At 38.0% G+C, this 15,069-nt stretch carries 11 protein-coding genes and 1 pseudogene; 2 read left to right on the top strand and 10 right to left on the bottom strand.

Annotated elements, in window-relative coordinates; translation table 11 throughout:
* Positions 1-306: 306 nt before the first annotated feature.
* The 7 genes and pseudogenes from C0966_RS04815 to C0966_RS04785 form a co-directional block, all read right to left on the bottom strand.
* Positions 307-1,059: a yteA family sporulation protein gene (locus C0966_RS04815; protein ID WP_274854062.1), complete on the bottom strand. Its 753-nt coding sequence runs from the start codon at positions 1,057-1,059 to the stop codon at positions 307-309.
* Between the two features lie 299 nt (positions 1,060-1,358).
* A complete protein-coding gene (locus C0966_RS04810) occupies positions 1,359-2,714 on the bottom strand; it encodes an aspartate aminotransferase family protein (protein ID WP_274854061.1) in 1,356 nt (451 codons plus the stop codon).
* A 274-nt stretch (positions 2,715-2,988) separates the two neighbouring features.
* Positions 2,989-4,026 (bottom strand): annotated as a pseudogene (locus C0966_RS04805) (zinc-dependent alcohol dehydrogenase family protein).
* Positions 4,027-4,449: 423 nt separating this feature from the next.
* Entirely contained in the window at positions 4,450-5,730 is a 1,281-nt protein-coding gene (locus C0966_RS04800) for an IS110 family transposase (RefSeq protein WP_274854009.1), read from the bottom strand.
* A 457-nt stretch (positions 5,731-6,187) separates the two neighbouring features.
* Positions 6,188-7,246 carry a 2,3-butanediol dehydrogenase gene (locus C0966_RS04795; protein ID WP_274854060.1) on the bottom strand — a complete coding sequence of 353 codons (1,059 nt, stop codon included), beginning with the start codon at positions 7,244-7,246 and terminating at the stop codon, positions 6,188-6,190.
* Between the two features lie 658 nt (positions 7,247-7,904).
* The gene (locus C0966_RS04790; protein ID WP_274854059.1) at positions 7,905-9,827 is read right to left on the bottom strand and encodes an FAD-dependent oxidoreductase; all 1,923 of its coding nucleotides are present in this window, start codon (positions 9,825-9,827) and stop codon (positions 7,905-7,907) included.
* A 309-nt stretch (positions 9,828-10,136) separates the two neighbouring features.
* A complete protein-coding gene (locus C0966_RS04785; protein WP_274854058.1) occupies positions 10,137-10,442 on the bottom strand; it encodes an iron-sulfur cluster assembly accessory protein in 306 nt (101 codons plus the stop codon).
* A gap of 351 nt (positions 10,443-10,793) precedes the next feature.
* On the opposite strand from C0966_RS04785, the gene C0966_RS04780 reads away from it, so the two are divergent.
* Entirely contained in the window at positions 10,794-10,997 is a 204-nt protein-coding gene (locus tag C0966_RS04780) for a thioredoxin family protein (RefSeq protein WP_274854057.1), read from the top strand.
* A gap of 138 nt (positions 10,998-11,135) precedes the next feature.
* Here the strand turns inward: C0966_RS04780 and C0966_RS04775 are convergent, their stop codons facing one another.
* On the bottom strand, positions 11,136-11,447 hold the full coding sequence (locus C0966_RS04775; protein ID WP_274854056.1) for a DUF3219 family protein: 312 nt from the start codon (positions 11,445-11,447) through the stop codon (positions 11,136-11,138).
* A 208-nt stretch (positions 11,448-11,655) separates the two neighbouring features.
* Here C0966_RS04775 and C0966_RS04770 point away from each other — a divergent pair, with 208 nt between their 5' ends.
* Complete coding sequence (locus tag C0966_RS04770) at positions 11,656-12,648, top strand: NADPH:quinone oxidoreductase family protein (RefSeq protein ID WP_274854055.1); 993 nt, start codon at positions 11,656-11,658, stop codon at positions 12,646-12,648.
* Positions 12,649-12,711: 63 nt separating this feature from the next.
* Here the strand turns inward: C0966_RS04770 and C0966_RS04765 are convergent, their stop codons facing one another.
* On the bottom strand, positions 12,712-13,113 hold the full coding sequence (locus tag C0966_RS04765; protein WP_425535915.1) for an IDEAL domain-containing protein: 402 nt from the start codon (positions 13,111-13,113) through the stop codon (positions 12,712-12,714).
* 494 nt (positions 13,114-13,607) lie between these two features.
* On the bottom strand, positions 13,608-15,062 hold the full coding sequence (gene zwf / locus C0966_RS04760) for a glucose-6-phosphate dehydrogenase (protein WP_274854054.1): 1,455 nt from the start codon (positions 15,060-15,062) through the stop codon (positions 13,608-13,610).
* Positions 15,063-15,069: the final 7 nt, after the last annotated feature.

Genomic DNA, 15,069 nt, shown 5'->3' with positions numbered 1-15,069 from the left:
TAGTTGGGTAGCTGTCAACCTGCCTAAAGTAACACCAAGCTAAGGAAGGAGCCTTGCGGCGTTTGCACTTCCGGGTAGTTACAAGCCCCCACCTCTAAACGCTAGCGTAGGTGGTGGGTTGTTGTCGTATACAATATGCAAGTAGTCATGAAATATTTCCAGTCAAAACACTGATTTTTTAAAATGTTTGGGGTCTGGCCCTCATTACTTTAAAGCGTTAACGCAGTGCGGGCCTGGCCCTCATCGCTTTAAAGTGCTAAAAAAAGCCGCAATGGATTAAATTGGTCTCCATTGCGGCTTTTTTTCTTATTTATCTTTTTCAACATAAGGGTCATGCTCATACGCCGGCAAGTCTCCGAACGATGTCATAATTCCTTCTTCATCTAATTCTTCTTCGTACCTTTCATGTTGGGGATTCGGATAAACGGTAATGTTTTTTCCTTGTATATCGGTACCGATAAAATTCTCATAGTCCTCAACATACCCAATATTTTCATATGATTCAATGTTTACATCGTTATAATGATCCGCCGGTTCGATATAGTCTGACGGAGTTTCAGACGTTCCCCACTCTGCTACCTCCTGCCATGAATCCTCAGCATCATAAACTACAGACTCATCTTGTTCGTCCAAATCAAATTTACCAAACGGAGGCATTAAAACTCCTTCTTCAATCGGTCTTTGACGCGATACAACCTGATCCGGACTGTGTTCTTTACAATAAGTTGTTGTCGGCAAAGCTTCCAGCCGCTCAACCGGAATGTCTTTTCCGCAAACTTCACATTTTCCATATGTTCCTTTTTCAATTGCATGTAACGCCTTTTCGATGTTTTTTAATTCAAGTTGATAATGTTCATTTAAGGCTATGTCTTTTTCTCTTTCAAATAATTCCGTACCATCGTCTGCTGGATGATTATCGTAACTTGACAGCTCTCCCATTGATTCATGATCATGCCCTCTAGTTAAACCAAAATGATCATTTTCCCGGTACCGCTTTAAATCTTGCTTCTGTTCCTGCAGCATTTGTCGGAAGCCAGATAGCTGCTTATTGGTGAGCACAAGAGACACCCCTTCCAAAATCGGTTATTTTGGATCATGTATTGAAAATAAAATTTTTGAATACGCTACTATTATTCGAAGATAAAAATTCATTTATGTAGGGAAAGTACATTTTCCAAAAAAGATTGCTACAATAAAACAATGAACGACCGGAATTAGTTAGTTTTTACGTGGAATTATGAAAAAATTTGACGGAATTCATTCTAATTTTCACGGAATCACCAATATGAACAAATCTATACTGTTTTAACAAACTCAAAAAACCCGCGTTATGCAAGAGCAACTGCGGGAAGATCAACTTATTTTATTTTTTCAAGCGAAGCAACCAAGACTTTTATAAGAAAATCTAAGTCAGCTTCCGGAATATTTAATGGCGGGGAAAGCGTCAGGACATTATTATATCCGGCAACAGTCATTCCATTTTTGCCAATTAACAGGCCTTCCTGTTTACAAAGATCAATTACTTCATTTACTTTGCTCGTATTCAGCGGTTCTTTCGTTTGTTTATCTTTTACAAGTTCGATCCCGATTAATAGTCCTTTTCCGCGTACGTCACCGACGTGAGGATGATCCCGGAGCAGATTTTGAAGTTCAGTTAGAACCTTTTCACCCAAATCCCCGGATCGATCAAACAACTTTTCCTCTTCCAATATTTGAATGTTTTTGATGGCAAGAGCGCATGCAGCGGGGCTGCCCCCAAACGTGTTCACATGGCGGAAGAATTCGTATTCGTCGTCACCCTTGAAGGCATCGTAAATTTCTTTTTTCACAGCTGTTGCCGAAAGCGGCAAATAGGCGCTTGTGATTCCTTTCGCCATTGTGATGATATCAGGTTTTACACCATAATTCATAAAACCGAACGGCTTTCCTGTACGGCCGAAACCACAAATCACTTCGTCAACAATCAACAGAGCTCCATGTTTCTCACAAACCTCTTTTGCAGCTTTCATATAGCCTTCCGGCGGTACAAGAATTCCTCCTCCCGTTATAATTGGTTCCATGATCATCGCAGCAATCGTTTCACTCAGTTCCCATGTCATCACTCTGTCAATTTCCTTGACAGATGACAGCTGGCTTGGATCGCTGACATTTATCTCATCCCGGTAACTGTCAGGCGGAGCTACATGGACAAATCCAAATGCCAGCGGCTCATACTTATATTTTCGCTGGGCCTGCCCGGTTGCAGCGAGAGCTCCCATTGAATTGCCATGATAGGCACGGTACCTCGAAACAATTTTATAGCGATTATGATCTCCCTTTTGCTGATGGTATTGGCGGGCTATTTTAAATGCTGTTTCATTTGCTTCAGAGCCGCTGTTGGAAAAGAATATGACATATTCGTCTTCTAAAAGTTCGTTCAGTTTTTCCGCGAGCTGAATTGCCGGGACATGGCTTTGGGTGAGGGGATAATATGCCATTTCTTTTAATTGCTCATATGCTGCATCTGCAAGTTCTTTTCGCCCGTAGCCGACATTCACGCACCAAAGTCCTGCCATTGCATCTAAATACCGCTTCCCGTCGATTGTCGTGATCCAAGATCCTTCTGCCTTTGTGACTACAATGGTGGCATCAGGATTATAAGGCTTCATGGAATGCCAGATAAATCTTTCATCCGGATCTTTCAAAGATTGTAGTGAATGGTTTTTTTTCACCATGTAAATGCCCCCCTTGATTTTGAAATCAAGACACGATGTAATCATTTTTTGTGGACGGTCTTTATAGTTAAAATAGGATTGGAAAATGGACCAATCATTTTTACTACATTATTATGGTTAAGAGTCTAAATTCATGATAAAACTAACAAGTTATTTTTCATTTCTCTATTTTATGAAGCAAATTTTAAAAAGAAAAAGAACCCGAATCATTATTATGAATAATGAAACAGGTTCTATAGGTTAAGAACAGATCGATTTTTTAAAATAAATAAACTTAGTCGTTGGAAATAATGACTTTTATGGCTTTTTCTTTTGCTGCATTTCTAAAAACATCATAAGCCTTCATTATATCTGAAAAAGGAAAGCGATGAGTAATTAATTGTTCCGGCTGCAATTTTTTTGACTGAACAGTTTTTAATAACATTGGTGTAGAGGTCGTGCTAACAAGACCGGTTGTCAATGGAATGTTTAATGTCCATAATTTTTCTATATGAAGATCGACACTTTGCCCATGGACACCAACATTGGCTATACGGCCACCCGGTTTTAAAATTTCTTGGCAAATATCGAAAGTTACAGGAAGTCCGACCGCTTCTATCGCGACGTCTACACCTTTTCCGCCGGTTAATTCCATAATTTTTTCAACAGGATTGCCGTCGCCACTGTTAACCACTTTCGTTGCACCAAATTTTTCCGCAACTTCTAACCGGTTATTGTCTAAATCAACCATTATTAACTCCGCAGGTGAATAAAATTGAGCGGTTAATAGTGCTGCCATGCCTACGGGACCCACCTATAATTGCAACTGTTTGCCCTGGCTGAACCTTTCCGTTTAATACGCCAATTTCAAAACCTGTTGGAAGAATATCACTAAGCATAACGAGAGCCTCTTCATCTGCGCCTTCCGGAATATGGAAAAGACTGTTGTCTGCGTATGGAATTCTTACATATTCTGTTTGGGTTCCATCAATTAAGTGTCCTAATATCCAACCCCCATCTTCACAATGAGCATACAACCCTTGTTTGCAATTTTCGCATTTTCCGCAGGAGGTAATACAAGAAATCAGTACATTGTCACCTTTCTTGAAATTTTTTACACCTGAACCAACTTCTTCAACAACCCCTACACCTTCATGGCCTAAAATACGACCTTCTTCTACAGTAGGAACATGTCCAGCAAGAATATGCAAATCCGTACCGCAAATAGTTGTTTTTGTAACTCTTACAATTACATCCGTCTCATTTTCAATTTTCGGTTTTGGTTTTTCCATTACTTCTATTTTTTTGGTCCTAGAAATGTAACAGCCTTCATTTTGGTACCTCCCTCTATATACTTTAAAATTCTCCCGAATACTCACGTTTTCTCTAAATTTCATTAACACCTAATAGTTGATCCACCGAAAATCATGGTTATAAATTGAATTTATTTAAATTTCTTACAGATGGGGGGCCATCCTACCAACCAAACTGGTATTGTTTGGTAATAACAGTTATGACCGTGCGCAAAATCTCCACTCATCTCACGGTCGCTAACCCTCCCATGTATCACCGGATTGGGATCCATACATTCCTTCGTCCTGCGTATCCATGAGGTGGAGGTCGGATAAGCTCCTCAGCTGGGTCATAAGCCCGTATGGTAAAAATAAACTCCGACTCGGCACTATTGGTGTTTGTCTTTAGAAATACTTGAAGTATTCGATAGTAATTTGATTAACAAATTGGTTAATAAATCGGTTTAAGCAACTTGTAATGTAATTTGAGGCAAGCCTTGCAATAATTTTGAACCATCAAATTCACACTGTTTTTGACCAATGACAAATAAGACACGTAATAGCTTACAACACAAAGCGATGAGAGACTGTTGCTTTTTTAAAGGCCTTTCAGATCGTTTTGTATAGTATTGATGTAAAGCTTTAAAAGTTGGATTATGGGCAACGAGTGGCCGAATCGCTAGGTACAGAGCTTTACGCAGCCTGCTTCGTCCCCGTTTCGTTATTCTGGTTTGTCCTTTAAATTTTCCAGAACTATGCTCACGTAATGAAAGGCCTGCCAGATTAACTAATTGCTGAGGGTGACTGTACTTTGTGAGATCACCCACTTCAGCGAAGAATAGAGCGACTGTTGTAACACCTAACCCAGAAATATTCATCATTTGCTTAGCACCTGGGATCGTTTCTACAAGAGCTTCTAGCTCCTGATCCAACTCTTCCAACTGCGTTTGATAAAGCTCATATTGGTCAATCAGATATTCCATTTCACGTTTGGCAAACTGAATCCCGATTTGAATTCCAATGCTCTTTTTGGCCGTTTCCACTAGTTTCGTTGCTCGCTTCATTCCAACTCCTCGTTGTACAAATGGCTTCCACTTTGAGAGAATCTCTTCAGGTGTCATTTCTTTAATTTGAGAAGGAAATGGAAACAGTTTTAGCGTGCAAAGAGCTGCTTTTCCTTCCCAATCCCCGAAAACATCGAAAAACTCCGGAAAATAACGTTGAATCAAATTTTGAATACGTCCTTCTGTGATGGCAAGCTGTTGAGTGAGCTGATCTCTTATTTTGACGCCTTCTCTTAGTTCCGCGTAAATGCCGTCTAAGAGATTTGGTACGGAGTATCGGCCGTCTTTAATCAGCTGTGCAATCACTCTGGCGTCTTTTGTATCGTTTTTTGTTGGAGAGTTGTCATCAAGCTCTTTGCTTTTCTTTACATGCATCGGATTGACTAGCACAAAGTCATAGCCCTTTGCGGTAAGGAAATAAGCGAGATTTAACCAGTAGGGCCCGGTTGGTTCAACCCCAAAAATCACATGGTTCTTATCATTTTCTTTTTGGTGTCGATTCACCCAATCTAAAAGCATTTGGAAACCATGTATGCGATTTTCAAAGATCAAGCGTTTTCCAAATTCAATTCCTCGATCGTCTTGTGCCCGTGCCACGTGTTTGTCTTTGGCAATATCAATGCCGATTATTAATGTTGATGGTGTGATTTGCGAGATTTTTCGATTTTGAGTATAATTCATTATTGAGTCCTCCTTGGTAACTTATTAATTCGGGGTCAATGCATTGACACCCTGTACTATACCAAGAGGGCTCTTTTTGTTTCAAACCTCAAATTTCTTCATTACAGGAATGCTCCTCAAACAAATTTTTAGTCTTTTCTGCCTTTTTTACAGAAAATGACTTCATGTTTCATCGACTTGTAATTTTTACTTTTTTAAAATTTTTGTGGTTTTTTGTCTGTTTTCATGACTAAAAAACGGACTCTTAATGTAAACATTTCCTTTGGTTCTAGACCATTCATATTATTATCTTTATTATCCTCTTAATACATAAGCAAAAAAAAGTTTCTGTCTCCCCCGATTCGACAAAAATTCGGCGGTGACAGAAACTAATCATTTCTATTAATATCACTTATTGCAGTACAGCTTCTGTTATGCTATGATATTTTACTAAAAAAGTGATCTTCATAAAAAGTTTTTAAAGAGACGGATTTACCAATATTTTAATTTGGCTCTTGCTTTGTGTTAAAGCTTCAAATCCCTCTGAAACGATATCATCTAATGCTATTCGCTTTGCAACTAATTCTGATGCTTGGATTTGACCGTTTGCGATAAGTTGAATAACTTGTGGGAAAATATTTCGATAACCAATGATGCTAGTCATCCTGCGTTCAGTTAAAATAAAGTTATTCAAATGAATGTTAGCTGGTTTTTCCCAAATACTTACGTTGACCACGTTACCTTCTGAACGAGTAGCTTGAACAGCCGCATTAATGGTAGGTTCAATTCCGGCTACCTCAAATGCCACATCAACGCCAAGGCCATTTGTATGTTCTTTAATCGTTTGAACAGCATCGACTTCCATTGGATTGACCACAATGTTTGCACCGACACGTTTTGCAATTTCTTGACGTTCCGGAGAAACTTCAACAGCAAAGATTTTACTTGCCCCTGCAGCTTTAGCTGCTTGAATCACCAATAATCCGATAGGACCTGTTCCAAATACAGCTACAGAATCTCCAATTTGTAATCCGCTTTGACGCACAGCATGAACCGCAACAGCGGTTGGTTCCACCAAAGCTGCTTGTTCAAATGTCATATGATCCGGGATTTTATGGACCATTTTAGATGGTACAACGCTGTATTCAGCAAATCCGCCGTAACCTCCAGATAATCCAACAAACCCTAAATGTTCACATACGTTGTAATGACCTTTTTGACAAGACGCACATTTACCGCAGCTATAAATAGGTTCCACAGTTACACGATCCCCTACTTTCACATCGGTGACAGCTTCACCCACTTCTACAACCTCACCGGCAAATTCGTGACCCATTACAATAGGAGCTTTATCTTTAGATAGCGGATGAGGTTCGTTAACCGGAATAAAAATCGGTCCTGCTAAATATTCATGTAAATCCGAACCGCAAATTCCGCAAAAAGAGACTTTAATTTTCACTTCGTCTTTTCCAACTGCAGGTTCCTCGATATTTTCGACACGAATATCTTTTGCATTATGCCATAAAGCTGCTTTCATGTTCATTCTCCCACCCTTTGAAATTAATATTTTTATAAAATAACAAGTTTAATAAAAAAATACTTTTCATATTTTTCATAATGAAAAGATTTTTAATTATAATCACAATTAATATTATATATTGCTTCTTCCCAAGTTCCCACTATTTTCTATAATTATCTCTGTTTTTATTATTTTAAGATAGTTCAAAAAAATGAAAAATATTTTTGCCTTAAAGAAGTCAGCCAACGATAGAAAAACGATTTTGAGTTTGTGAACTTTTTCGCTATATCGCTTCGTTAAGAATATTCTCTAACATAATGTCATCTGTGTCGGAATTCGAATGAACGAATAGCAAAGTTTGATGATGGGAAATGTGAACGGATTCTTGAAGCACTGTCCTCTTATGTTCAGTGGGGAGAAAGTGATGTGTAATCATCATGATCCATTTGACTGGAAAATAAAAAAACAGTCAGATCCCCCCTAATACAACATATAGAAAAATTTTAATAGAATCATTCTATATATTGTCATTGATGGGAGGGAGTCTGACCCTTCTAATATGGAACTTGGGGAGTGAACACTGAGTTCCCCGCTGTCAGTTTTATTGTATTTATTTTTTAAGAGAAGGTGTGAAAATGATACTTCTTAATAAAAGAGAAGTTATTTTATGAATTCTTTATACTGCCAGTCCAGCTTCGTAACCCTCTTCCACAGCTTCGAGTGCTTTTCTAACTTTAATTGCGTCGCCTACGGTAATGATGTTATCTACCTTACCTTCGAGTTTATCTTTCAGTGCATTTTCGGATTTTGAACCTACAGCAATTACAACGTTGTTAATTTCACAAATTTCTCTCATGGAATTATTTTTTTCAATGATGATGGATCCTTGCTTGATTTCTTTTACTGTGGCAGATGTAATAATTTCCACATTGTGTTCTTTTAAATCTTTAAGAAGGAAATGTTTAACTGCCGGTTCACCGTCTTTTACGATTTCTTTTTGCATTTCAATAATAACAACTTTCTTTCCGTGATTTGCCAGGTGCGCTGCTGTCTCTGCACCTACCAATCCGCCTCCTACAACAACGACTGATTTCCCTACATTCTTTTTGCCTGCCAGTACATCCTGAGCAATCACCACTTCTGGTAAGTTCACTCCAGGGATATTTGGTATAAACGGTTTCGCGCCTGTAGCAAGAATGACAGCATCTGGTCGTTCATTTTCTACAATGTTTTCATTTAATTCTGAATTCAGATGGACATGTACTCCCCATTTATCAAGCTGATTTTTTTGCCAGATAGTAAATGTATTTAACTCCGCTTTGCTTGGAGGAACGGCTGCTAATAACCACTGTCCGCCTAATTTGTCATCTTTTTCATATAAGTGTACCTCGTGGCCGCGTCTAGCAGCGATGATTGCAGATTGCATTCCGGCGATGCCGCCTCCTGCCACAAATACCTTTTTCTTTTCTTTCGCCGGTTCTACCGCAAATTCATGTTCTTTTCCTGTTAAAGGATTGACTAAACATCTTACATCCAATCCTTTGATAATTCTGCCGATACAGCCTTGCACACAGCCTATGCATTGTATGATATCATCAAGCTTTCCTTCTTTTACTTTATTCGGAAATTCAGGATCGGCTAAAGATGCTCTACCCATGGCTATTAAATCTGCTTTTTCTGATAAAAGTACCGATTCAGCAATAAATGGATCATTAATTCTTCCAACTGCTATAACCGGAATAGAGACGACCTTCTTGATTTCTGCTGCAGAGTCGACCAAAAATGCATGTGGAACTGCCGCCGGCTGAATCACATACTGCATGGTCTTATATACACCGGCGGAACAATGTATGGCATCAACTCCATCTTGTTCGAGTATTCTTGCAATCACTTTTGTATCTTCGATTGTAAGACCGCCCTCAACAAATTCTTCAATCGATATTCTAAATAAGATCGGAAAATCTTTTCCTACCTTTTTTCGTACATTTTCAACAATTTCTACTGCAAAACGCGTTCTATTTAGGATTGTTCCGCCGTATTCATCTGTTCTTTTATTGGAAAACGGCGATAAAAACTGATTGATTAAATAACCGTGGCCTCCATGGATTTCTACCGCATCATAACCTGCTTTTTTCGCTCTTAACGCTGCATCGCCATACTTTTCAATAAATTCCTTAATTTCTGCTTTCGTCAACTCATGCGGAATTTCATCGATTGTAGGATCTTTTATTGGAGAAGGCGCTATTGGCTGCACACCTGTTATATGGCTCCCGGTTTGTCTGCCGGCATGATATAGTTGAACAGCGATTTTCCCTCCATGTTGATGGATTCTTTCTGTCAACTTTGAATGACTTTCGATTTGATCGTCAGACCACAGTCCTGCCATGTTGTGAAATCCTTTACCATGCTCATCGATTGCAGTAGCTTCAGTAATAATTAATCCCCAGCCGCCTTTAGCTCTTGCTTCATGGTACGCTATATACCTTTCTGTAGCTGTTCCGTCTGTATTACAATAGTTCATAACCATTGCAGGCACTACCAGCCTATTTTTTACTTCCAACTCCCCAATCTTTATAGGTTCAAATAGTTTTTCCATCATAGTAGCTTTCCCCTCCCAATTTATTTGTGAAACATTTCACAAATTACAATAAAAATTTTTAGCGAAATCAAGTCGCCCATGTATGAAAGAAAGATATCAAACTTTGTGAAGTTTTTCACTATCTTTCTATACAAAAAATATACTCCCATTTTTCGATCATGACAATCCAATTCACAATATTTTCATATTCTTAAGCAAAGATTTTTACAAATTTATGAAAAGGAAAAGAGCGAAACCCTTGATAGAAAAGGATTTCGCTCTATTTCACGTAAGCATGTTTTTTGTCTTACATTCCAAATAAAGATATCCTTAGTGGCTGTGGACGTGTCTTTCTTTTGATGGATTGGTGATGACAAATCCTTCTTCAGGCACATAAAAATATTGAATCCAAACGCCATCTAGAAAATCTTCCCGTTTATCTAACAGAATATCAATGTCTTTGTCTGTTTTCACGATTTCATCGTGTTCAGTAGGGGTATCAAGTTTTATATCGTAATGAGCGTGATCCCCGTGGTTTACTGTTACGTATACACGAATCATTTTCCCTTCCGCTTCTTCGCTGCTCAACATCTGTTTTAAAACTTTTGCTGCGTTTCGATTAATTTTACACTTCATGACATACTTCTCCTATTCAAATAGTTTCTTCATTATTATTCCATGATTTTAAAAAAAATAAAAAATCTTGCTTCTATGCGATGAATTTTGTCGCCATTTGGCGAAATGATTGTATGGGTAGCTGACAACTTGATCAAAAATAAAAAGGAAGATCCTTTGGAATCTCAACAAGTTTCCCGAAAGGAAACAATATTTCTCAAAGGTTCCATCGTTTCTTCCAAATGAAAACAAAAAGAGGTGATTCATGTGGTGAAAGCGATTAGCGTCGCCGATTATGATGAATTAGTTCAAAATGCATCGAAGCCTGTCATTCTTGAATTTGGGGCGGATTGGTGACCAGCTTGCCGTAGATTGAGGCCGGTGGTCTCTATGGTTGCTGAACAGGAAACTGATGTAGATTTCTATTATGTGGATGTGGATCAAGCTCCGGAACTTGCAAGCAGGTTTGGAATACTAAGCATCCCGACTCTGGTTTTAATAAAAAACGGGAAAGAAACAAATCGTTCGACCGGATTTATTCCTGAGGAAGCAGTGAAAGAATTCGCTCACTCTTAAGGAATTCAAGCCTTTTAGGATTCTGACAACTTCCGTATTTCCAAAGGCAAGTTCGTGAAAATCGATTCGTTTAAGCAGTTTGGAATTTATAAAAAAAGTCACCCCTATTTGGCGAGTGACTTTTTTTAAATTAGCCTTCTACTTTTCTGAGTCAACCTCAATTAATTCTAATTTAAAGTCGGCAACAGAATTTTCATCAGAAAAATCTCCGCGGGAGGTAAAATATTTGTTGATGGTTCCTCTAAATTCTAATTTTTTTTCAGGAATTTTTACATCGAATGTATTCTCATATAAAAACTTAGTAACTTCGTGGTATTCATTTCCACCTTTGACTTTAAAATCAAAGCTAACTTTTCTTAAATCGTTACCAGTATTTTTATTTTTCTCAATTTCTTCTTTATAGTCAGTTACTTTGAATGTAAAATCATTCAAAATGACCTCATTTACCATATGAACATCTCCCTTAATGGTTATTGATCATGTGAATCATATCACGATTAATTCACAATCACAAATAGTCTGCCTCCAGAAAATAAAACTACTATTCATAAGCAGTATTTTTGAAAATGTAGTAAAATGTAACTGAAAGCGGATTACATATTCCGTTTTCAAAGTACATGCTTTCCAATTCTGCTAAAAAAGAAAAGGAGTTATTTACATGACCGAATCATTTAAAGCACTGATGGTAAATAAAACAGAAGATGATTTTTCGGTTGGCATCAAAACGATTTCTTTAAATGACTTGCCGGATGCCGATGTTTTAATCAAAGTTTCATATTCAGGCATCAACTACAAAGATGGTTTAGCAAGTATTCCGAATGGAAAAATTGTAAAGTCTTATCCTTTTGTACCCGGTATTGATTTAGCAGGGGTCGTAGTGTCTTCAAAAGATCCTCGTTTCAAGGAAGGCGATGAAGTCATTGCAACAAGTTATGAAATCGGTGTGTCCCATTTTGGGGGCTACAGTGAATATGCCCGCATTCCAGGAGATTGGATTGTACCTTTACCAAAAGGCTTGACATTGAAAGAAGCAATGGTATTTGGAACGGCTGGATTTACAGCAGCCCTTTCCATTCAGAGACTCGAAGATAATGGATTAACACCTGATAAAGGTAAGGTTCTTGTCACAGGAGCTACCGGTGGAGTCGGAAGTTTAGCTGTATCCATGCTTGCAAATCGAGGATACGATGTCGTTGCAAGCACCGGAAAAGCTTCAGAGCATGATTTTTTACATAAGCTCGGTGCTAAAGAAATTCTCTCCCGGGAAGACGTGTATAGCGGAAAAATTAGACCTTTAGATAAACAGCTATGGGCTGCTGCGATTGATCCTGTAGGAGGAGAACAGCTTGCTTCTGTTTTAAGTAAAATACAGTACGGCGGATCTGTTGCTGTAAGTGGATTAACAGGCGGATCAGACGTACCGACGACTGTGTTTCCATTTATTCTTCGCGGCGTCAATTTGCTCGGAATTGATTCTGTATATTGCCCGATGGATATCCGAAAAGAGCTTTGGAATCGGTTGTCTTCCGACTTAAAACCGGCTGCTCTAGAAGATCACATTCAAAAAGAAATTACGCTCGAAGAATTGCCTGAAAACTTACCTACGATCTTAAAAGGACAAGCACGAGGAAGAATCATTGTAAAGCTATAAGAAAAGTTTTAAAAGCCTCGGTTTGAAAGTTTCTAAAAAATACTGCAAAAGGCTGCTATTCGTTTAGCAGCCTTTTGCGTCAAATTTCCCAATTCTGGTATTACTGATTGGGTAATCATTATTTTTTTTTGCGTTCTCCTTGGAAACTTTTCCATGTGAGTTTAATTTTGTGGATAAATCATGAAACCACTGCTCGTCTTTTGTTAATAACGCCAGGTCAATTAATTGTAAAATTTGTTCCTCATTTATTTCAGTTGAAACTGGAAGCTTTTCAACCCAATTGATTAACACACCGACCGTTTTTCCAATTGTTTTTTTATTATCAGATTCAATCACATGTACTTTTACTATCCCTTGTAAATAATCTACACTTTCAATATAACCGCGAATCAGTTCACCGTTTCTCGTTTTCCCCTTGACCCAATCTCCGCTTTCCAATCGATTGTTGCCAGGCATCATCAACATTACTTTTCACCGTCCCTTACTATATATTATTTTATGACATCGCAGAAAGTTCATAGCACCGTACATCAAACCAAAATAGCAAACTATGAAAATGTAAAAAAAATCTGTGTCACTTTTAGAAAGTAATTGTAATTTTATTGTTTACAGTTAATATTGTCAACAAAAGTTACTTACAAAGAGAATTATTTTTGATTGAAAAAATTATCCAATATTGATCAGGCACTAATAGCGGACATCATCATGTTTTATTTAAATTATAACGGAAAAAAGCAGTTCAGTGCATATAATCCGCTTTTTGTTTTTTTAAAATTCGCAAAATTATTTTTCCTTTTCTAGCAAAGACTGAATATAAACATTTATGCTCAACTAAACTTTATTTACTCAGTATCAAATTCGTTTCATGACCCACTTCCCTTTAGTTTACATAATATTATTATTTTTAATAAAAATGATCCTCGATCAAAAAACGAGGATCATTTATTAATGAATTTTTTCTACCACCAAATAAATCCGTCCTCTTCCAATAATTTATGAGAAGCCTCCGGTCCCATCGAACCTGATGGATAGTGATGGAGAGGAACGATATTTTCTTCGAATGCTTCTAAAATTGGCTGAACCCACTTCCAAGATAATTCAACTTCTTTCCAGTGGGCAAAGTATGTTGAGTCGCCGCGCAAAGCATCGTATAGTAAAATCTCATAGGCTTCGGGGGCATCTTTCCTTCTGGCCGAGAAGTCGACCTGAACAGGCTCGATCTTTCCATCTAAAGGATTCTTACTATTTAATTGGAAAGAAACTTTTTCGTTCGGATTGATCTCGATAACCAAAAGATTTGGAACCGTTTTCATATTATCATTAATATATAAATCCTTCATTGGATTTTTAAATTCAATCACAATTTTTGTACACTTTTCCCTCATTCTTTTTCCCGTACGGATATAGAATGGCACCCCGCTCCAAAAAGGAACATCAATCCATAATCGGGCAGCTACAAAAGTATCGGTCGTTGAAAAAGCATCAACTCCAGGCTCTTCTCTGTATCCAACAACTGGTTCACCATTGATTTCCCCAGGGCCGTATTGACCGCGAACGATATGTTTCGCGACATCTTCTTTCAGCAATGGCCGAAGAAATTCCATGACTCTTATCTTTTCATTACGAATGTCTCTTGAGCTGATTTGTTCAGGCATTTTCATGGCTGTCATCATCAATAATTGCAGCATATGATTTTGAAACATATCGCGAATTGCACCTGCATGGTCATAATAACCCGCTCTTTCTTCAACTCCGACCGTCTCACTAGCCGTAATTTGTACATTGGCAATGTATTGGTTGTTCCATATTGCTTGAAGCACAGGATTGGCAAATTCCAAGGCTTCCAAGTTTTGCACCATCGGTTTACCGAGATAATGGTCAATCCGATAAATTTCATCTTCTTCAAAAACTTTTCTTAATGTTTCGTTTAATTCTTGGGCAGATTTTAAATCATTACCGAACGGTTTTTCGATAACTAGACGCTTCCACCCTTTTGTGGCGCCTAATCCACTTTTTTTGATGTTCGAGGCAATCACACCGATAAATTCTGGAGCAACAGAAAGGTAAAACATTCGATTTTCCGGGATATTCAATTCTTCCTCACGTTGTTTAACGAGCTCTAACAAATCTTTAAACCCGTCAGAATTATTTACATCTAATCGGAAGAAACGAAATGCACTCAAAAACTTTTCCATTTTGGATGAATCAATGATGCTGCGTCTGGAAAATGTCCTTATTGATTGCTCTATGCGCTTCTGAAATTCATCATTCGACCAATCTCTTCGCCCTAGGCCAATGACGGAAAATGATTGAGGCATTTTTTGATCCAGAAATAAATTATACAAAGCAGGATAGATTTTCCTTTTAGCTAAATCCCCTGTCGCGCCAAACAAGACAAAGGTCATCGAATCCACTTTTCAT

It is taken from the genome of Bacillus methanolicus, from assembly GCF_028888695.1.
Taxonomy (GTDB): domain Bacteria; phylum Bacillota; class Bacilli; order Bacillales; family Cytobacillaceae; genus Bacillus_Z; species Bacillus_Z methanolicus_B.
The sequence above is the reverse complement of the archived record's forward strand: the minus strand, read 5'-3'. Positions and strand labels throughout refer to the sequence as shown.